Annotated in this window: 18 protein-coding genes; 9 read left to right on the forward strand and 9 right to left on the reverse strand. The window is 74.1% G+C overall.

Annotation, left to right across the window (positions count from 1 at the left end):
* Window positions 1-13 precede the first annotated feature (13 nt).
* The 3 genes from ACQEVZ_RS09055 to ACQEVZ_RS09065 form a co-directional block, all read right to left on the reverse strand.
* Entirely contained in the window at window positions 14-814 is an 801-nt protein-coding gene (locus ACQEVZ_RS09055; RefSeq protein ID WP_344514409.1) for a fatty acid desaturase family protein, read from the reverse strand.
* Window positions 811-2,352: a phytoene desaturase family protein gene (locus ACQEVZ_RS09060; protein ID WP_433363909.1), complete on the reverse strand. Its 1,542-nt coding sequence runs from the start codon at window positions 2,350-2,352 to the stop codon at window positions 811-813. Before ACQEVZ_RS09060 ends, ACQEVZ_RS09055 begins: the two co-directional genes overlap by 4 nt.
* 94 nt (window positions 2,353-2,446) lie before the next feature.
* Window positions 2,447-3,097: a hypothetical protein gene (locus ACQEVZ_RS09065; RefSeq protein ID WP_433363912.1), complete on the reverse strand. Its 651-nt coding sequence runs from the start codon at window positions 3,095-3,097 to the stop codon at window positions 2,447-2,449.
* 129 nt (window positions 3,098-3,226) lie between these two features.
* Here ACQEVZ_RS09065 and ACQEVZ_RS09070 point away from each other — a divergent pair, with 129 nt between their 5' ends.
* From ACQEVZ_RS09070 to fabV, 3 genes are read left to right on the forward strand one after another with little or no spacing between them, the layout of a single operon-like run.
* Window positions 3,227-3,805: an IS607 family transposase gene (locus ACQEVZ_RS09070; RefSeq protein ID WP_433363915.1), complete on the forward strand. Its 579-nt coding sequence runs from the start codon at window positions 3,227-3,229 to the stop codon at window positions 3,803-3,805.
* Entirely contained in the window at window positions 3,802-5,181 is a 1,380-nt protein-coding gene (gene tnpB / locus ACQEVZ_RS09075) for an IS607 family element RNA-guided endonuclease TnpB (RefSeq protein ID WP_433363918.1), read from the forward strand. Before ACQEVZ_RS09070 ends, tnpB begins: the two co-directional genes overlap by 4 nt.
* A gap of 55 nt (window positions 5,182-5,236) precedes the next feature.
* Window positions 5,237-6,433 carry an enoyl-[acyl-carrier-protein] reductase FabV gene (gene fabV, locus ACQEVZ_RS09080; protein ID WP_433363921.1) on the forward strand — a complete coding sequence of 399 codons (1,197 nt, stop codon included), beginning with the start codon at window positions 5,237-5,239 and terminating at the stop codon, window positions 6,431-6,433.
* 38 nt (window positions 6,434-6,471) lie between these two features.
* Here fabV and ACQEVZ_RS09085 read toward each other — a convergent pair whose 3' ends face one another.
* A complete protein-coding gene (locus ACQEVZ_RS09085) occupies window positions 6,472-6,885 on the reverse strand; it encodes a DUF4345 domain-containing protein (RefSeq protein ID WP_433363924.1) in 414 nt (137 codons plus the stop codon).
* Window positions 6,882-7,682, reverse strand: coding sequence for an NAD(P)H-binding protein (locus ACQEVZ_RS09090; RefSeq protein ID WP_433363927.1), 801 nt, complete (start codon window positions 7,680-7,682; stop codon window positions 6,882-6,884). Before ACQEVZ_RS09090 ends, ACQEVZ_RS09085 begins: the two co-directional genes overlap by 4 nt.
* A 76-nt stretch (window positions 7,683-7,758) precedes the next feature.
* Between ACQEVZ_RS09090 and ACQEVZ_RS09095 the strand changes: the two genes are divergently transcribed.
* Together ACQEVZ_RS09095 and ACQEVZ_RS09100 are read left to right on the forward strand one after the other, a co-directional pair.
* The gene (locus tag ACQEVZ_RS09095) at window positions 7,759-8,745 is read left to right on the forward strand and encodes an AraC family transcriptional regulator (protein WP_433363930.1); all 987 of its coding nucleotides are present in this window, start codon (window positions 7,759-7,761) and stop codon (window positions 8,743-8,745) included.
* Between the two features lie 203 nt (window positions 8,746-8,948).
* On the forward strand, window positions 8,949-10,469 hold the full coding sequence (locus ACQEVZ_RS09100) for a serine/threonine-protein kinase (protein ID WP_433363933.1): 1,521 nt from the start codon (window positions 8,949-8,951) through the stop codon (window positions 10,467-10,469).
* Between the two features lie 161 nt (window positions 10,470-10,630).
* Here ACQEVZ_RS09100 and ACQEVZ_RS09105 read toward each other — a convergent pair whose 3' ends face one another.
* From ACQEVZ_RS09105 to ACQEVZ_RS09120, 4 genes are read right to left on the reverse strand one after another with little or no spacing between them, the layout of a single operon-like run.
* On the reverse strand, window positions 10,631-11,803 hold the full coding sequence (locus ACQEVZ_RS09105; protein WP_433363936.1) for a S8 family serine peptidase: 1,173 nt from the start codon (window positions 11,801-11,803) through the stop codon (window positions 10,631-10,633).
* A 21-nt stretch (window positions 11,804-11,824) separates the two neighbouring features.
* Window positions 11,825-11,953: an RICIN domain-containing protein gene (locus ACQEVZ_RS09110; RefSeq protein WP_433363939.1), complete on the reverse strand. Its 129-nt coding sequence runs from the start codon at window positions 11,951-11,953 to the stop codon at window positions 11,825-11,827.
* Between the two features lie 13 nt (window positions 11,954-11,966).
* The gene (locus tag ACQEVZ_RS09115) at window positions 11,967-12,959 is read right to left on the reverse strand and encodes a hypothetical protein (protein ID WP_433363942.1); all 993 of its coding nucleotides are present in this window, start codon (window positions 12,957-12,959) and stop codon (window positions 11,967-11,969) included.
* The gene (locus ACQEVZ_RS09120) at window positions 12,956-14,356 is read right to left on the reverse strand and encodes an MFS transporter (RefSeq protein WP_433376692.1); all 1,401 of its coding nucleotides are present in this window, start codon (window positions 14,354-14,356) and stop codon (window positions 12,956-12,958) included. The genes ACQEVZ_RS09115 and ACQEVZ_RS09120 overlap by 4 nt, the downstream gene beginning before the upstream one ends.
* Window positions 14,357-14,582: 226 nt before the next feature.
* Between ACQEVZ_RS09120 and ACQEVZ_RS09125 the strand changes: the two genes are divergently transcribed.
* From ACQEVZ_RS09125 to ACQEVZ_RS09140, 4 genes are all read left to right on the forward strand, one after another.
* A complete protein-coding gene (locus tag ACQEVZ_RS09125; protein ID WP_433363945.1) occupies window positions 14,583-15,959 on the forward strand; it encodes a CBM96 family carbohydrate-binding protein in 1,377 nt (458 codons plus the stop codon).
* A 134-nt stretch (window positions 15,960-16,093) separates the two neighbouring features.
* Window positions 16,094-16,660 carry a hypothetical protein gene (locus ACQEVZ_RS09130; protein ID WP_433363948.1) on the forward strand — a complete coding sequence of 189 codons (567 nt, stop codon included), beginning with the start codon at window positions 16,094-16,096 and terminating at the stop codon, window positions 16,658-16,660.
* Between the two features lie 10 nt (window positions 16,661-16,670).
* Entirely contained in the window at window positions 16,671-17,867 is a 1,197-nt protein-coding gene (locus ACQEVZ_RS09135) for a sensor histidine kinase (protein ID WP_433363951.1), read from the forward strand.
* Entirely contained in the window at window positions 17,864-18,502 is a 639-nt protein-coding gene (locus tag ACQEVZ_RS09140; RefSeq protein WP_433363954.1) for a response regulator transcription factor, read from the forward strand. Before ACQEVZ_RS09135 ends, ACQEVZ_RS09140 begins: the two co-directional genes overlap by 4 nt.
* The last annotated feature ends 12 nt before the right edge of the window (window positions 18,503-18,514 follow it).

Genomic DNA, 18,514 nt, shown 5'->3' on the forward strand with positions numbered 1-18,514 from the left:
ACGGTAGGCGATGTCAGATCACCCGGTGCGGCCGGACTCCGGACGCGGCGAGGAACGGGTCGAGCCGCCGCCCCAGCTCCGCGAGCCGGTGGCTGGGCACCTGCGGGTACAGGTGGTGCTCCAGGTGGTAGGTCAGCTCCAGGAACACGGCCGGGATCACCCGCCCGCGCAGGGTCCGCGTCTGCGTCAGGGGCGTGTCCCCGAAGTCGTGATGCGGCAGGTACACCGTCAGCACCGGATAGACCCAGCTGCCGACGACCGCCATCACCGCATACCAGAGCAGCATCGGCGTGACCGGCAGCAGGGCGACCCCGCCGGCGATGACGAGGACCGGCGCGGCGGCCTCCGCGACCAGCCACCCGCGGTCCCGGCGGCTGCGACGGTACGCCCACCGCCACAACCGCACCAGGAACACCGGCCCGTAGCAGGCGGCGCCGAGCAGGCTGATGTGCGCCGGATAGCCCTCCGGATCGCGGTCCGGGTCGTCCTCCGGCGCGGGGAACGCCCGGTGGTGCTGCAGGTGGGTCGCCCGGTAGGCGTGCCCGCTCTCCACCAGGACGAGGCCGCACAGGAACAGCGCCCACTCGGTCGCCCGCGGCCCGAGCCCGATCGACCGGTGCACCACGTCGTGGGTGACGGTGACGACCGCGACGAAGATCCCGAACATGACGACGGGGGTCACCCACCACCATCCGAGGGCCGCGACCACCACGTAGACGGCGACGCCGAGCGCCGGTCGGGTGAGGGCCAGCCGCCGCTGCCCCGGCCGGGTGGCGAGCAGGTCCGTGCCGAGGTCGTCCAGCGCCGGTTTCATGCCCGCACCAGGCTGTCCGTGACGGGCACGCCGCGCTCCGCGCCGGGGCCAGAGAGCACGCCTTCGGCGACGATGCGGCTGCCCAGGACACAGGCGACGGTGCCGAGGCCGGGCCAGGTGGAGTCGCCGACGAGCCAGAGGCCGGGCACGGCCGAGCGGTGCGGGACGGCGTGCTGGTTGGCGTTGGAGGGGCGCTGCCGGACGCCGCCGACGGCGCCGAGGGGGCGGGACGTGAACCGCGCATAGGTCCGCGGCGTGCCCACCTCCCGCACCACGGCCCGCTCGCCGAGCCGCGGGAAGACCCGCCGGGCCTCGGCCACGAGCCGGTCGCCGAGGGCGGCGCGGCGGCGGGCGTGCCCGGCGTCGTCCAGGTCCTCCCAGCCGGCGAGGCCGGTGTGGGTGGACAGCATCACGGCGCGGTGGCCCGGCGGGGCGCTGTCGTGGTCGCCTGCCGCCGACACGGAGACGAACATGTTGTTGCCGTCGCCGAGCGGCTCGGCGTAGGAGCGCAGCAGCTGGTGGTGGGTGAACTCCTGCCCGGCCACCTCCTCCTCGGGCACGCCGAGGCACACCATGGCCGCGCCGCCGAGGTCGCCGGCGTCGCGGCGCAGGAAGCGCTCCAGGGCGGGCCGGGCGGCGGGGGCGAGCGACGCGGTCGTGGCGACCGGCACCGCACTGACGACCTGCGCCGCCCGGACGGTGCCGCGCGGCCCGTCGACGGTGAAGTGCGGGGCGGCGCCGGTCACGCCGGTGACCCGCCAGCCGCAGCGCAGGTCGCCGCCGAGCGACCGGTAGTGCGCCACGGCGGCCCGCCAGAAGCCGCGCATGCCGCCGGTCGCGCGGGTCAGCCCGGCGCCGCGGATGGTGATGCCGAGCGCCGCGTTGACCAGCGGGGCGTCGTCGACGGTGCTGTGCACGGTGTCCTCGACGAGCATCGACAGCAGCCCGACCAGGGCGGCGTCGTCGCGCAGCCCGTGCCGCCGCAGCGCCCCGCCGAGCGTGCCGGTGACGTGCCGGGCCAGGTGCAGGTCGGTGAGGCGCATCGCCCGCGCGTTGTGCACCAGGTCGGCCGGGCCTCGCACGGGCATCCTCGCGCCCGCGCGGCTGGCCAGCCAGAACGCGTCGGCGAGCCGGTCGAGCAGCGCCCAGAACCGGCGGTGCCGGTCGGTGTCGCCGAGCGCCCGCAGTCGCTCCCGGTGCCAGGCGCCGGCGTCGCGGTGCAGCACGACGGTGCGATCGGGCAGCCACGCCACATACCCGGGCAGCGCCTCACCGGGCAGCGGCGGCATGCCGACGGCGTCGAACAGCTCGGCGCCCACGCCGCCGGGCTCGAAGTCGACGAGCGTGGTGGCGCCGACGTCGAAGGAGAAGCCGCGACGGCGGTAGTAGCCGGCGCAGCCGCCCGCGTGGCCGTGCGCCTCGAGCACCACCGTCGTGCGGCCGGCCGCCTGCAGCCGCAGCGCCGTGGCCAGGCCCGCCAGCCCCGCCCCGACCACCGCGACGTCGAACCGATCGTCCTGAACAGAAGTTCTGAACATATGTTCAACGTAGGACCACCCCACCACCGTGTCAACAGCGGTCGATATCGGTCGCTCCGGCGAAGAAGACCGTCGTCGAGGCCGACGGCATGCACTACGGCTGAGTCCGGTCGCGGACCTCGATGACGGCACCCGAGTCGAGGTCCACCCGGAAGCTGCGGCCGGGCGGCAGCGGCTGGTCCAGCGCGCGGACCCGCAGGTGCATGCCCTCAGGAGCGACGGCACGGGCGGCGGTGAGGGCGTACTCGTCGGGGTCGGTGTCGTCGTCGCCCGCCTCGCCGGCCCGCGACGTCGTCACACTGAAGACGATGAGGCCGGTGATGGCGTCGAAGACGATCCGGTGCGACTCCAGCCTGACCCGGTCGTAGACGGGGATCACGCCACCGGTCCGGAAGACCAGGCCGTTCACCGCGGCCCAGCCCTGCTCCACGTACACGCGGAAGCTCACGGCGCGGCAGTCGCCGGACTCCACCCGGGCGCGCAGCGTGTGGTCCCAGACGCCCGTGGCGCCGTCGCGGACCCCGACGTAGGCGTGCGCGCCCGCCGTGTAGGTCCACGGCGCCGAGGGCACCTGTGGGAACGGGTACGCGGGCGGCTGGTGGTTGGACAGGCTCGCCACCGCGAGCACCTGGCAGCGGGGGATCCGCACCACGTGCTCGCCGATGACGTACGCCTGGCACGCCGGCGTCACCGAGTAGTCGAGGATGTTGTCCGCGCTGACGTCGGCGCCGGCGATGAGGTCCATGGCGGCCAAGGTAGGCAGTGACGGGCGTCGATCACAGTGGCGCTGCCGGAAACTGGACACCGCCGGGGGTTGCCAACTGCCGACGAGTAAATGGTCAATAGTGCTCACTAGTTAGCTATAATTTGCATTGTGAACCTCAAGGAATGGGCAGCGGCCACCGGCATCTCGTACGCGACCGCGCGCCGGCGTTACGAGACCGGGACGCTACCCGTTCCCGCATACCGGCTTGGGCGCCTGATCATGATTGGTGAACCGCTGACCGGCTCGGCTTCAACGTCCGGGCAGACCGTGGTGTACGCCCGGGTGTCGTCGGCCGACCAGAAGTCCGATCTGGACCGGCAGGTCGCGCGGGTCACTACCTGGGCCACCGGGCAGCACCTCGCCGTTGACCGCGTGGTAACCGAGGTCGGTTCCGCGCTGAATGGGCACCGCAAGAAGTTCCTCGCACTGCTGTACGACCCGCAGGTGTCGACGATCGTGGTCGAGCACCGGGACCGGTTCGCCCGGTTCGGCGCGGAATACGTCGAAGCCGCCCTGTCCGCGCAGGGCCGCCGCCTGCTGGTGGTCGACCCGGCCGAGGTCGATGACGACTTGGTCCGCGACGTCACCGAGATCCTGACGTCGCTGTGCGCCAGGCTGTACGGCCGCCGCGCCGCCGCGAACCGTGCCCGCCGCGCGGTCGAGGCTGCGACCAGGGACCCGGCATGAAGACGATCCAGGCGTACCGGTTCGCGCTCGATCTCACCCCGGCTCAGGAACGCGCCGTCCTCGCCCACGCCGGGGCAGCTCGTGTCGCACACAACTGGGCACTGGCCCGGGTGAAGGCGATGATGGACCAGCGCGCCGCGGAACGCACCTACGGCATGCCGGACGAACTGCTGACGCCATCGCTGCCGTGGACCCTGGCCGGGCTGCGCAAGGCGTGGAACGCCGCCAAGCCCGACGTCGCGCCGTGGTGGCCCGAGGTGTCCAAGGAAGCGTTCAACACCGGCCTGGACGCCCTCGCCGGAGCGTTGAAGAACTGGGCCGACTCCCGCACCGGCAAACGGGCCGGGCGGCGGGTCGGGTTTCCGAAGTTCAAGTCGCGCCGCCGCACCACACCGTCAGTGCGGTTCACCACCGGCGCGATCCGGATCGAGCCCGACCGCATGCACGTTGTTCTGCCTCGCCTGGGCCGGTTGAAGCTGCACGAGTCCGCCCGTAAGCTCGCTCGGCGCATCGAGGCCGAGACCGCGCGGATCATGTCGGCGACCGTGCGGCGTGACGGTAGATGCTGGCATGCGTCGTTCACCGTCGAAGTTCAGCGCGCCGAACGGCAACCGGTGCGGCCGAAGTCGGTGGTCGGCGTGGACGTCGGCATCAAGCACCTCGCGGTGCTGTCCACCGGTGAGCTGGTCGACAATCCGCGCCACCTTGTCGCTGCACAGCAGCGGATGCGGGCGCTCGGCCGGGCGCTGTCGCGCAAGACCGGCCCGGACCGGCGCACCGGCCAGCACGCCTCGAGACGATGGCAGCGGGCAGCGACCCGGCTCGGCCGTGTGCACGCACGTGTGGCGAACCTGCGCCGCGACGGGCTGCACAAGCTCACCACCGGCCTCGCCCGTGAGCACGGCACCGTCGTGGTCGAAGACCTCAACGTCACCGGCATGCTGGCCAACCGGCGCCTGGCCCGGCACATCACCGACGCCGGCTTCGCCGAAATCCGTCGCCAGCTGGCATACAAGACCACCTGGAACGGCGGCCGGCTGCTGGTCGCCGACCGCTGGTATCCATCCTCGAAAACCTGCTCGGGCTGCGGCGCGGTGAAAACCAAACTCGCCCTGCACGAGCGTGAATTCGTCTGCCAGGCGTGCGGTCTGGTCGTCGACCGCGACCATAACGCCGCGCTGAATCTGGCCGCTCTAGCGGCTCAGTTCGACACCGCCGGGAGTGGCTCGGTGGCTGGACGTGGAGCCGACCAGAAGACCCACGCACGCGGGCAGGTGGCTGCGAAGCGTCAACCCGGCACGGCATCCGCCGTTAAGACCGGGACTGTCCCACCGCAAGGCGGGGCTATCGATCGTGTGCTCGCCAAAGCGCACTGAAAGACAACGGCATGACAGGATGTGAACGCACCGCCGGATGATCGAGGGAGCAGTCGTGGCCGCACGTGTCGTCAGTCCCACCGGGCGAGGGTTCCTGCTGCTCGACGCGCACCCCGCCGGCTGCTTCCGCAGCGTCACCGACATGGTCGCGCAGATCCCGGCGCCGCAGCGGCAGCCGTCGAAGCTCACCGCGCTCATCATCGGCTCCAGCGCGGGCTACGGCCTCGCCGCCACCCTGGCGGGCCTGGTCCGGCACGGCGTGCAGGGCGTCGGCGTCGCGTTCGAGCGCCCGCCGGGCCGGCGCACCGCGACCGCCGGCTGGTATCGCACGATCGCCACCGACGCGGTCGCCGCGGAGGTCGGCAGCGACTTCACCTTCGTCAACGCCGACGCGTTCGCCGACACCACCAAGGACGAGGTCCTCGACCTGCTGCAGAAGCGGTTCGGTCAGGTGGATGTCCTGGTGTACAGCGTCGCCGCGCCGCGACGGACGGACCCGCGGACCGGCACCACGTTCCAGTCGGTCATCAAGCCGCTCGGCGAGGCGCACACGACGCGGACGCTCGAGTTCGACGCCGACGGCACGGCGGCTCTGCGGGACGTGACCGCCGCCCCCGCCGGCGAGCAGGAGGCGGCCGACACGGTGCAGGTGATGGGCGGCGAGGACTGGTCCCGCTGGGTCACCGCGCTGCAGGACCGGGGGATGCTGCGCGACGGGTTCCGCACGGTGGCCCTGTCGTACATCGGATCCGGCCTCACCTCGGCGATCTACCGCGACGGCACGATCGGCGCGGCGAAGCTGCACCTGGAGCGGACCGCAAAGGAGCTCGACGAGCGACTCGCCGGGCACGGCGGCCGGGCGCTGACGTCGGTCAACGGCGCGGCCGTCACGCAGGCGTCGACCGCCATCCCGGGCATCGCCCTGTACGTCAGCGTCCTGCGCGCCGTGCTCGGCGACGCCCTCCAGTCGCCGGTCGAGCAGTCGGTGCAGCTGTGGGACCAGCTGACCGGTGCGGCCCCGCTCGACCTGGACGAGCAGGGCCGGCTGCGGCTGGACCGGTGGGAGCTGGACCCCGCGGTGCAGGCCGCGGTCGCGGAGCGCTGGCACGCGATCACCCCGGCGACGATCGCCGAGGTCGCCGACGTCGACTGGTTCCGCGCCCAGTTCCGCGGCCTGTACGGCTTCGACGTCCCCGGCGTCGACTACGCGGCGCCCGTCGACCCCGACCTGGAGTGGCCCGCGTCCAGGTGAGCGCCCGGCCACCCCGCCCCGGAGTGGTCGACGCCCGGCTACCCCAGCCTGGAGTGGCCCGCGCCCAGGTGAGCGTCCGGCGCCGGGCGGGTGGCGGCGAACCAGCACGCCACCCCGAGGGCCAGCTCGACGATCCCGCCGACGACGAGGCCGCTCGCCGGTGCCCCGTCCAGCGCCGCCGACATCCCGCGCGACACCGCGTACGCCAGGTAGAACACGGCCCCGGCGACCGCCGCCGGGAACGCCAGCCGCGCCACGAACGCGCCGGCCAGCAGCAGCACCCCGACGGCGAGCACCGCCCCACCGGCCGACCTGGTCTCGCTGAGGAGGTTGGGGTCGGTGCCGATGCTGATGCCGTACTGGCGGCGGAAGGCCACGGGTGCGAACAGGCTGGCGCCCCCGACCGCGACGGCCACGACCCCCGAGACGAGCAGCAGGATCCGCCGGATCACCGCCAGGCCCCAGCCGCCGCGGCGGCGCGGCAGTAGTCGGCGAAGTCCCGCGGCGGCCGGCCGAGGGCGTCCTGGACGCCGGTGCCGAGGCTGGCGTTGCGCCCGTCGAACACCTCGCCGCACAGGTCGGCGAACAGGTCGCCCTGCGGGTGCCCGGCGAGCGCCGCCCGCAGCTCCTCGACGCTGACCGGCACGTACGTGACCGGCCGGCCCGCTGCCAGCGCGATCTCCGCGGCCGCCTCGGCGAAGGTGAGCAGCCGCGGGCCGGTGACCTCGTACACGCGGCCGTCGTGCCGCTCGTCGAGCAGCGCCGCGACCGCCACGTCGGCGATGTCCTCCACGTCCACGAACGGCTCGGCGACGTCGCCGGCGGCCAGGACGACGGCGCCGTCCATGACCCCCTGCCGCAGCTCGCCCTCGCCGAAGTTCTGCGCGAACCACGAGGCCCGCACGAGCGTGTAGTCGAGCCCGGACTCCCGGACGATGTCCTCGCAGCTCTCGGCGTGGTGCTCGCCGCGGCCGGACAGCAGCACGAGCCGCCGGACGCCGGCCGCCGCGGCCGCCTTCGTGAACGCCTCCACCGCGGCGGGCGCCTCGGGGGCGGCGAGGTCGGAGTAGTAGGAGACGTACGCGGCGTCGACGCCGTCCAGGACGGCCGGCCAGGTCTCCCGCCGTTCCCAGTCGAACGGCGGGTCGCTGCGGCGGGAGGCGCCACGCACGGGGTGCCCCAGGTCGGTGAGGCGGCGGAGGATCCGGCGGCCGGTCTTGCCGGTCGAGCCGATGACAAGGTTGCTCATGTGGTCAAGCTTCGCCGGTACCGGCGAGATCCTGAATCACAGGAACACCGGAAGTCTTTGCAGATCGTCCAGCATCATGGACGATGACGAGGTGACGACGACGATCCTCCCGCCGGCCGCGGACCCGCTCGGTGAGGCGCTGCACCTCTTGCGGCTCACCGGCACGCTGTACTGCCGCTCGGAGCTGACCGCGCCGTGGGACATCGCCGTGCCCGCGCTGGACGGGCTCATGGCGCTGCTCGTCGTCACCGCCGGCGAGGCCGTCCTCGAGGTCGACGGCGAGCCGCCGCGGACGCTGCGGCCGCGCGGGCTGACCCTGATCCCGCACGGCACCCCGCACCGCGTCCACAGTGGACACGGCGGACACAGCGGGTCCCGCGCCACGCCGCTGTTCGACATCCCGGTCGAGCGGGTCAGCGAGCGGTATGAGCTGCTGCGCCACGGCGGCGGCGGCGCGCTGACCCGGGTCACCTACTGCGTGCTGCGCTGCGACCACGTCCCGGCCCGGCGGCTGGTCGCGCAGCTGCCGCTGGTGCTGCACGTCGACGGGTGGGACGACGACGGCGGCTGGCTGCACAGCACCCTGCAGCTCATCGCCGCCGAGGCGACCGCGCTGCGGCCCGGCGGCGAGACGGTGCTGACCCGCCTCGCCGACGTCCTGGTGGTGCAGGCGATCCGCGGCTGGCTCGACACCGCGCCCGAGGCGCACCAGGGCTGGCTCGCGGCGCTGCGCGACGAGCACCTCGGCCGGGCGCTGGCCGCGATGCACCGGGCCCCGGAGGCGCCGTGGAGCGTGGAGTCCCTGGCCCGCGAGGCGGCGATGTCCCGTTCGGCGTTCTCCGCCCGGTTCACGGCGCTGCTCGGCGAGCCCGTCATGCAGTACGTGACCCAGTGGCGGATGCAGCTCGCCCACACCCACCTGCAGCAGTCGCCGGAGCCACTCTCGCAGGTGGCGCACCGCTTCGGCTACGCGTCGGAGGCCGCCTTCTCCCGGGCCTTCAGCCGGACCTTCGGCGTGTCGCCGGGCGCGGTCCGCGCCGCCACGGGCACCACCGGCCGATGAGGTGTCGCTGCTCGTCGACCGACCTGCGGTTCGAAGCCTCCTGACCAGGCGCCGGACCGAACTGGCCAAGGGGTGGCTGGCGTCGCGAGGGGTGCTCACGGCAGGATACGCCCTGCACGGTGAGCGTCGATGCGTGGAGACGGCCAGACGCCCGCCGGAGGACGGCTACCGGATCGGAGGGACGGCTCGAGGTGCAGGGGCGGGTGCTGGGCGGTCGCTACCGTCTGGAGGAGCAGCTCGGCAGCGGCGGGATGGCAGTGGTGTGGGCGGCGACCGACGAGGTGCTGGGGCGGGCGGTCGCGGTCAAGATGCTCAACGGGGCACACCTCACGAAGCCCGACTCGCTGCGGCGGATACGCGCCGAGGCCAGGGCCGCGGCGAACCTGTCGCACCCCAACATCGCCCAGGTCCACGACTACGGTGAGGCGTCCGACGACGGCGAGCTCGTCCCGTACGTCGTGATGGAGCTGGTCCCGGGCCCGACCCTCGCGCAGCGGATCGCCGCCGGGCCGGTCGAGCCGAGCGTCGCCTTCCGCATCTGCGCCGAGATCGCCGCCGCGCTGACCGCCGCGCACGCCGCGTCGCTCGTGCACCGTGACATCAAGCCCGCCAACGTGATCGTGACCCCGGGCGGCGCGAAGGTCGTCGACTTCGGCATCGCGGCCTCCGTCAGCCCCGGCGGCGACGGCGACCTGTCCGGCCAGGTGCTGGGCACACCGTCGTACCTGGCGCCGGAGCGGCTCACCGACGACGCGATCGAGCCGGCCTCCGACGTCTACGCGCTCGGCGTGATCCTCTACAAGCTGCTCGCCGGGCACCTGCCCTGGGCCGCGGACAGCACGACGCAGGTGCTCACCGCGCACGTGTACCTCCCGCCCGCGCCGCTGCCGGAGACGCCGGGGGTCCCGCCGGAGATCGCCGACCTGTGCCACCGCTGCCTGCGCAAGGACCCGGCGGAGCGCCCCGACGCGCCGGAGGTCGCGGCGGCGCTCGCCGCGGCCGCCGGGCTGCAGGTCGTCCCGTCCACCCCGGCGCTGCTGGCCCTGACGGCCCTGGGGACGGCGGCCGGGCCTTCGGCGGACGGCGAACCGTCGGCACTGGTCATCCCGCCCACCCCGGCCCGGCGGTCGCGCGCCCGGGTGACGGCGGCGGCGGGCGTGGGCATCGTGTCGGTCGCCGCGGTCGTGGCCTGGGTGGCGCTGGGCTCCCCGCCGATCGCCTCGGGCCGGTCCGACGAAGACACGCCGCCGCCGGGCAGGTCCCGGCCCGCAGTGGCGGCCGCGACGGGCCTCGCGGCCACGGGCGCCCCCAGGTCCGGCGGCACCGGCGTTCCACGCGGCGGCGCCGGCACCCCGGGCGGCGGCACCCATGGCGGCGGCGCGACGGGCGGGCCCGCCCCGGCGGGCTCCTCCGGCGGTGCCGACATCACCGACCCGGCGCCCACGACCGAGCCGCCACCCCCGCCCCCGGCCTCGGACCCGCCGCGCTCGGAGACCCTCACCTCCGCCGGTGGCACGGTCACCGGCACCTGCGACGGCGCCGGGCGCGTGCGGCTGACGTCCCCCGACCCGGCGGACGGCTACAAGGTCACGACCTTCAACGGCGGCCCGGCGGGCACGGCGGAGGTCGCCTTCAAGCGCGGCAACGTCACGATCCGGATGTCCGTCACCTGCGACGACGGCGCCCCGACCGCCACGACGACGAAGACCACCACGACCGGCTGACGCGGGCGGCGTCACGCGTACGGATCGGTGATCCCCCGCAGGCCGGCGAGGATCGCACGGAGCTGTGCCATCCGGCGGGCCCACGTGGGCCGCCCACTCCGCCTCGGCGACGGCGACGGCGACGGCGCCCGCGGCGACGGCCCCGGCGCCGCGAAGGTGGGTCAGCGGCGCCGGCGTGGGCCGCGCAGCAGCGGGCGGGCGACGCCGAAGACGAGCAGCAGCGCCAGCAGGAGCGATCCGCCGCCGACGACCGCGGCGCGGATCGCGGGAGTGCCCGGGCCGTCGCCGGAAGCCCGCGGCGGCGGCGCGTGGGTGGTGGGCGGCGGGGACGGCGAAGCGGTCGGGCCGAGCGGGCCGAGCGGGTCGGCGGTGACCGGTGGGACGTTGGCGGTCAGGGCCGCGTACGGGTCGATCAGCCCGTGGCCGAAGCTGTCGTCGCGGCCCGGGGCACCCTTGTCGCGGGCGGTGGCGAAGAGGCGGTTGACGACGTTGGCCGCGTCCAGCTTGGGGTGCCTGGACCAGATCAGCGCGAGGAGGCCGGAGACGATCGCGGCGGCGCCGCTCGTGCCCGAGCCGATCGCGAACCCGGAGGGGTAGCGGGACTTCGGGGCGGCGCCGATGATGTCCTGCGCCGGCGCGGCGATGTCGACGGTCGGGTCGGCGATCGAGCCGTCCCACAGCCCGCCGGCGCGGGTCGTGCCGGCGACGGTGATGACGCCTGGGTAGCGGGCCGGGAGCGGCACGTGGTCGTCGCCCTGGGGGCGGTTGCCGCCGGCGGCGACGAGGACGGCTCCCTTGGCGCGGGCGTACGCGATGGCGTCCAGCTCCGGCTGCTTCAGCTCGTCGTCGGTGAGCGTGAACGACATGTTGATGATCTTCGCGCCGTGGTCGGCGGCGTAGCGGATCGGCTCGGCGAGCGTGCCCGCGGGCGCGCCGGCCGCCCTGTTGCCGATCGGGATCGCGATCGGCAGGACCTTGGCCTTCGGGGCGATGCCGAGCACATGGTTCGCCCCGTCGCCGCCGCGGCCCGCCAGGACCGTCGCCATCTGGGTGCCGTGGCCGTCGGGGTCGTCCCAGCCCTTCTCGCTCGCCACGCCGTTGGTGCCGGCGCCGGGCAGCAGCGCGCCGGACAGGTCCGGCTGGGCGCCGTCGACGCCGGTGTCGATCACCGCGACGACGACGCCCTCGCCCTTGCTGACCTGTTGGGCCTTCGCCATGCCGAGCGCGCCGAGCCACCACTGCTGCTCGCGGACGGTCTCAGCCTGTGCCGGCGCCGGGGCGCCCCCGATCAACACCCCGGCCACCAGCGCTGCCACGGCGCTGCGCGTTCTCACGCCGCGACCGTACCGGCAGGGTCAGGACCACCACCACTTCTGGTCGGCGCCGCCGTGGCAGTCGTACTGGCCGACCGGGGTGGAGTCGGCCGTGCGGACCCGGCACACAGTGAGGCGCCCGGCGGGGCGGCGCCGCACCCGGTCACCCACACGGTGACAGGATTCAGACCGCCAGCGGCGCCGGCGACTCCGCGCCCGGGATCAGCAGGCGGGGCGCGCCCGTGCCGTCGGCGGGCACCGACCAGACGTCGGGGCGGCCGTCGTCCTGGCGCAGCGTGTACCCGAGGGTGGACCCGTCCAGCCAGGCCGCCTGGTCGTCGACGCTCGTCTGCTCCGCGGTCTGCGTCACCCGCATGGTGGCGAGGTCGAGCACCGACAGCCGCCAGCCGCGCTGCGGGTCGGCGTCGATCGCCTGCTTGAACGCGATCCGGGTGCCGTCCGGCGACAGCGAGGGGCACTCGACGTTGTCGCGCAGGGTTTCGACGGTGCGGGCGGCGAGGTCCCCACGGACGAGGTACCGGCGGCCGGCCGTCGACATCGTCGCGTAGAACCGGTTGTCGTCGGCGGCGAACGTGACGCCCCAGAAGTTCACGTCGACGTTGCGGTAGGGCTTGCCCTCGTGGATGACGGTGAGCTCCTCGAGCGAGCTGATGGTCGTGCCCGTCCTGGTGTCGAGGATTCCGGTGCGGGTGGAGAACCCGCTGCTGGTGTAGGAGTCGCCGCCGACGAAGACGGTCCACGCCACGAACCGGCCCGACGGCGAGACCCTGGCGCGGTTGGGCAGGCCGGGCACGGCCACGGTCTGCCGGGGGTGCAGGTCGGCGTCGAGGACGACCACCTCGTAGGCCCACGCGGTCTGCGGTCGCAGGCACACGCCCGTGCCGGCGGCCGCGTACACCCGCAGGCACTCCACTGTGGACACGGTCCGCGGACCGGTGGGGTCCGCGGCGGCCACGGTCGCGAGGTGCCGGTCGGTGATCGTGAGCAGGCGCGCCCCCGGTGTGAGCGTGACGGCGGCGTCCCGCCCGGGCCCGGTCGCGGCCGCGGGCTCGGCGCGGTCGGCGGCGAGTGCCGTGTAGCCCGCCGCGACGCCCGCGAGCACGACGACGGCGGCGGCGAGCACGCCGATCCGCGCCTTGTTCGACAGCCGTGTCATCGCACCGGTCCCCGTTTCCTCAGCAGCAGCAGTGTCGCGACCACGACCACCGCCACACCGGCGGCCGCGGCCCGGCTGGCGGTCTGCGGGCCCCACGCCTGCCACGCGAGTCCGAAGAGGACGGACGACACCAGGTATGCGAGCGCCTGTCCCGTCTGGACGACCGCGATGCCGGTGGTGCGCAGCCGCGCCGGCAGCACCGGCCCGGCGAGGGCGATGAGGACCCCGTCGGTGGCGGCGTAGAACAGCCCGTGCAGCGCCAGGGTCAACACGAGCAGCGGCCACCCGCCGACCGGGCCGAAGAGCAGCAGGTAGGCCAGGCCCAGCGCCGTGTAGCCGCCGAGGACCACCGGCAGCCGGCCGATCCGGTCGGCGAGGATGCCCAGCGGCGCGGCGAGCAGCAGGTACGCCAGGCTCGTGCCGACCGCCAGCATCGGAAACCACACGAGGCTGAGCTCCTCGCGGCGTTGCAGCATCAGGTACACGAAACCGTCGCCGATCGTGGCGAGCCCGAGCAGGCAGGAGGCCGCCGCGAGCCGCCTGACGGGCGCGTCGCGCAGCAACCCGAACGCGGCCTTCAGCGACACCTTGTCCGCCGCGGACTCGGGCGCCACCGCGGGTTCGAGCGCTGCCGCGGACTCGGGCGCCGACGCGGGTTCGAGCGCTGCCGCGGACTCGGGCGCCGACGCGGGTTCGAGCGCTGCCGCGCGTTCGAGCGCTGCCGCGCGTTCGAGCGCTGCCGCGCGTTCGAGCGCTGCCGCCGGTCGTTCGCGGACGAACAGGGCCAGCACGACGACCGCGAGCGCCGCGATGCAGAAGCTGGTCACGAAGACCGCGTCGTAGGACTCGCCGGCGGCGGCCAGGACGGCGAGCGCGACGAGCGGGCCGAGGAACGCCCCGATGCTGTCCATCGTCCGGTGTACGCCGAACGCCCGCCCCAGCGCCTCCGGCGGCGTCGACTCGGTGATCAGCGCGTCGCGGGGCGCGGTCCGCACGCCCTTGCCGAGACGGTCGACGGCGATGACGGCGCCGATCGCCGGCACCGACCGGCCGGCGAGGAGCAGGCCGAGCTTGGCGACGGCGGACAGCGTGTACCCGAAGCCGGCGACCAGCTTGCGGGAGCGGAACCGGTCGGCGACGAACCCGCCGGCGAGGCGCAGGACCGCGGTCGCGCCGGTGTAGACGCCGTCCACGACGCCGTAGGCGAGCGGGCTGACGTGCAGGCCCAGCACGAGGTACAGGGGCAGGACCGCGGTGACCATCTCGGCGGACACGTCGGTGATGAGGCTGACCGTGCCGAGGGCGACGACGTTGCCGCTGACGAGCGCGATCCGCCGGCGGCGCGGGTCACCGCCCGGTGGCGCGGTGACCGGGCTGGTCACGGTCGACAGGTACACCCCGGTGGTCTCCCTCTCCTGCGGCTCCTGCGGGCAACGGTGCGCCATCGTCCGACGGCGGCGGATCTTCCCGCAACGCCCCGGAAACGGCGGGCCGGTGTGCAGCACATGAACGGGACTTTACATCGAAGTATTTCGTTATATGTTTACCTTACGGTACCGGTGCGGCCCATCGGCGTCCCTATGTTCCTTGCGCTTCTGCACACGCCCAGAGAAGGGTTTCTGGATGGGCATCCGTCTCACCCGCCCACAGGTGACGATGGCGACGGTCGCGGCGCTGGTCGCCGCCACCGCCACCGTCGTCGTGGCCGCCGCGACCCCCGCGTCGGCCGCCACGGCCACGTTCACGCCCGTCGCCGACACGTACGTCCAGAGCGACACCGCGTCCACCAACTACGGCACGGCGACGCAGATCGTCGTGGACAACTCGCCGGTGCGCCGCGTCTTCCTGCGGTTCACGGTGTCGGGCGTCAGCGGCACGGTCACCGCCGCCAAGCTGCGCCTGCGCACCATCAGCGGCAACGACGGCAGCCCCGCCGGCGGCACGTTCAAGGCCATGAGCAACACGACCTGGTCCGAGACGGGCACGACCTGGAACAACCAGCCCGCGATCGACGGCGCGACGCTGGGCACCATCGGCTCCGTCACCAAGGACGGCTGGTACGAGGTCGACGTCAAGGCGCTCGTGACCGGCAACGGCACGTTCAGCATCGGCGGCAGCTCCACGAACTCCGACGGCGCCTACTACGACTCGCGCGAGAGCGGCGCCGACGCCCCGCAGCTGGTCATCACCACCGGCACGACCACGCCGCCCTCGGGCGACCCCGTGTTCGTGGGCGCCGGCGACATCGCCAACTCCGGCTCGGGCGACAGCGCCACCGCGGCGCTGATCGACAACATCCCGGGCACCGTCTACACGCTGGGCGACAACGTGTACGACAGCGGCACGGCGAGCGAGTTCAACTCCTACTACGAGCCGACGTGGGGCCGGTTCAAGGCCCGCACCCGGCCCTCCCCCGGCAACCACGACTACGTCACGTCGGGCGCCTCGGCGTACTACAGCTACTTCGGCTCCGTCGCCGGCCCGTCCGGCCGTGGCTACTACTCGTTCGACCTCGGCAACTGGCACATCGTGTCGCTGAACTCGAACATCAGCATGTCCGCGGGCTCGGCGCAGGAGCAGTGGCTGCGCTCGGACCTCGCGGCCAGCGGCAAGCCGTGCACCCTGGCGTACTGGCACCACCCGCTCTTCACGTCCAGCTCCAACCACGCCCCGTCGACCTCGACGCGCCCGCTCTACCAGGCGCTGTACGACTACAACGCCGACGTCGTGCTGTGGGGCCACAACCACGTCTACGAGCGCTTCGCCCCGATGAACCCGAACGGCGCCCTGGACAACGCCCGCGGCCTGCGCACCTGGGTCGCCGGCATGGGTGGCGCCAGCCACTACGCCTTCGGCACCATCCAGCCCAACAGCGAGGCCCGTAACAGCTCCGCCTACGGCGTCCTCAAGTTCACGCTCCACGCCAACACGTACGACTGGCAGTTCGTCCCCGTCGCCGGCCAGTCCTACAGCGACAGCGGCACCGGTTCCTGCCACTGACCGCACCGCTCCACCGTCCGCCGGGGTGCACGCGTTCCGTGCGCCCCGGCGGCCCGGCACATGACGAACGGCAGCCGGAACCTTGGCCGTCCGGCACTCCCCCGCGTGCCACCCGCGAAAATACGGTCCTCGGCATGGATCTCACGTGGTTGCAACGGTTCGGCGCCGCCAGCGGCGTCCTGCTCGGGCTGTCGATCGGCGTGCCGGGCGCGGTGGAGGCGTTCACCGGCGAGACGTCGGCGACGAGCTTCGTCCTCGGGCTCGGCACCGCGCTCTCCGCGCCCGCGGTCACCGCCCTCTACCTGCACCATCGCGCCACCGCCGGCAGGTTCGGGGCGGCCGCCTACGCGGTGAACGCGCTCGGGCTCGGGCTGTTCACCGGCGTCGCGTTCGCGCTCAACCTGGTCCTGTTCCACCTCGACGAGTCCACTGTGGACACGCTGCGGGACGGACCGTTCGGCACGGCGCTGCTGATCAGTGCCGTGGTGTTCGTCGTCGGCACGATCCTCTTCAGCGTCTCGATGCTGCGCTCCGGCGGTTTCCCGAGGCTGCCCGCGGCGGGTTACGGCGTGTCGCTGACGCTGCTCGCGGCCCTCGCACCGCTGCCGGACACGCCGGCGACGAGCCTGGTGCACGTGCTGGCCGCGGCGTCGATCGGATGGCTGGCACTGTCCGTGCTGCCGGCCTCCGGCGGACAGTAGCCTGAATCGCATGATGCGCCCGCCGTGGCTGCCGTTCGTCGTGTACGGCGCGGTCCTCGCCGCCGGTCTGCACCATCAGGTCAGGGCCGGCGGCGTCGCGCAGGCCGCCGCGCTCGTCGCCGCGATCGGGGCGCTCGCCGGCCTGGAGCTGGTCGAGCGCCGCGTCGCGGCGCCGGCGGCGGTGTTCCTGACCGCCAGGACCGCGCTGTTCGTGCTGGTCGCGACGCTCGACGGCGACGGGCTGTCCAACCTGCTGTTCCTGCTGGTGCCGTTCGCCGCATACTTCGCCTACGGAAGGAAGGTCGCGGTCACGCTCGCGGCGGCGGGCGTGGCGGTGCCCGTCGGGTGGCTGAGCGTCGCCGACCCCCACTGGCACACCGACGGCGAACGCGTCAGGGACGTGCTGATGCTGGCCGTCGGCATGTGCCTGGCGGTCGCGATGGCGGCGGCCGCGGTCGGCGAGTCCGACTCGCGGGCGAGGCTGCGGCTGGCGCTCGACGAGGTCGCGGAGCTGTCCGCGGCGGCGGAGCGCGGACGGGTCGCCCGGGACCTGCACGACAGCCTCGGACACCACCTGACCGCGGTCAGCATCCAGCTGGAGAAGGCGGCGGCGTTCCGCGACCGGGACCCGGCGGCGGCCGATCAGTCGGTACGGGCGGCGCGCGACTCGGCGGCACGCGCCCTGCACGAGGTGCGCGGCGCGGTACGGGCGTTGACGGCGCCGTTCTCGCTGACCGGCGCGCTGGCCGACCTCGCCGGCGAAGGGGTGGACGTGGCGGTCCTCGGCGACGAGCCGGACCTGCCGCTGGCGGCGCGGATCGCGGTGCTCCGCGCGGCGCAGGAAGGCGTGACGAACGCCCGCCGGCACGCGGGCGCCGGCCGGGTCACGGTCCGGGCGACGTTCGGCGGCGGCACGGCGCGGCTGGTCGTCGCCGACGACGGCCACGGCTTCGCGGCCGGCGCGGCCGAGGGCTTCGGGCTGCGGGGCATGCGGGAGCGGCTGGCCGCGGTCGGCGGCAGCGTCGCCGTCACCACCGGCCACACCAGCCGAGACGCGGACACCGGCCGCAGCGGCGAGGGCAGCCCCACGGCCACCGAGCATGGCAACGGCGGCGTGGCCACCACGTACAGCGGCGGCGGCGCGGCCACGAAGCGCGCCGGCGGCGGGCCCGGGGTCACCCTCACCGTGACGGTGCCGGCGGCATGACGGCGGTCCGGGTCCTCGTCGTCGACGACCAGCAGCTGGTCCGCGACGGCATCGCGTCGCTGCTGGGCATCCAGCCGGGGATCGACGTCGTCGGCACCGCCGCGGACGGCGCCGAGGCGGTCGCGAAGGCCCTCGACGCCGTGCCGGACGTGGTGCTGATGGACGTCCGTATGCCGGTCATGGACGGTGTCGAGGCCACCCGGGAGCTGTGCGAGCGGCTCCCGGGCTGCCGGGTCGTGATGCTCACGACGTTCGACGACGACGAGTACGTGACGCGGGCGCTCCGGGCCGGTGCCGGCGGCTACCTGCTCAAGGACCTGGCCGCCGCCGACCTGGCCGCCGCGGTCCGCCTCACGCACGCCGGGGTGGCACCGCTCGCCGCCGGGGTCGCCGCCCGGCTCGCCGCCGCGACCCCGGACCCGCCGGCCCCGGCGGGCGGCGCGCTCACGGCCCGGGAGGTGGAGATCCTGCGCCTGGTCGCGACGGGCGCGACGAACCGCGAGATCGCCCGGGCCCTGTTCGTCAGCGAGGGCACGGTGAAGAACCACGTGTCGCGGGTGCTGACCCGGCTCGGCCTGCGCGACCGTACCCAGGCCGCCCTCTACGCCCGCGAGCACGGCCTCCTCGCTGAATGAGCACACCGCCGC

This window comes from Dactylosporangium sp. CA-152071, assembly GCF_050936335.1.
GTDB lineage: Bacteria > Actinomycetota > Actinomycetes > Mycobacteriales > Micromonosporaceae > Dactylosporangium > Dactylosporangium maewongense.

Coding starts and splice junctions, on each gene's coding strand:
- ACQEVZ_RS09055 (WP_344514409.1), bottom strand. CDS start 814: ATGAAACCGGCGCTGGACGACCTCGGCACGGACCTGCTCGCCACCCGG.
- ACQEVZ_RS09060 (WP_433363909.1), bottom strand. CDS start 2,352: ATGTTCAGAACTTCTGTTCAGGACGATCGGTTCGACGTCGCGGTGGTC.
- ACQEVZ_RS09065 (WP_433363912.1), bottom strand. CDS start 3,097: ATGGACCTCATCGCCGGCGCCGACGTCAGCGCGGACAACATCCTCGAC.
- tnpB (WP_433363918.1), top strand. CDS start 3,802: ATGAAGACGATCCAGGCGTACCGGTTCGCGCTCGATCTCACCCCGGCT.
- ACQEVZ_RS09090 (WP_433363927.1), bottom strand. CDS start 7,682: ATGAGCAACCTTGTCATCGGCTCGACCGGCAAGACCGGCCGCCGGATC.
- ACQEVZ_RS09095 (WP_433363930.1), top strand. CDS start 7,759: ATGGACGATGACGAGGTGACGACGACGATCCTCCCGCCGGCCGCGGAC.
- ACQEVZ_RS09115 (WP_433363942.1), bottom strand. CDS start 12,959: ATGACACGGCTGTCGAACAAGGCGCGGATCGGCGTGCTCGCCGCCGCC.
- ACQEVZ_RS09125 (WP_433363945.1), top strand. CDS start 14,583: ATGGGCATCCGTCTCACCCGCCCACAGGTGACGATGGCGACGGTCGCG.
- ACQEVZ_RS09130 (WP_433363948.1), top strand. CDS start 16,094: ATGGATCTCACGTGGTTGCAACGGTTCGGCGCCGCCAGCGGCGTCCTG.
- ACQEVZ_RS09135 (WP_433363951.1), top strand. CDS start 16,671: ATGATGCGCCCGCCGTGGCTGCCGTTCGTCGTGTACGGCGCGGTCCTC.
- ACQEVZ_RS09140 (WP_433363954.1), top strand. CDS start 17,864: ATGACGGCGGTCCGGGTCCTCGTCGTCGACGACCAGCAGCTGGTCCGC.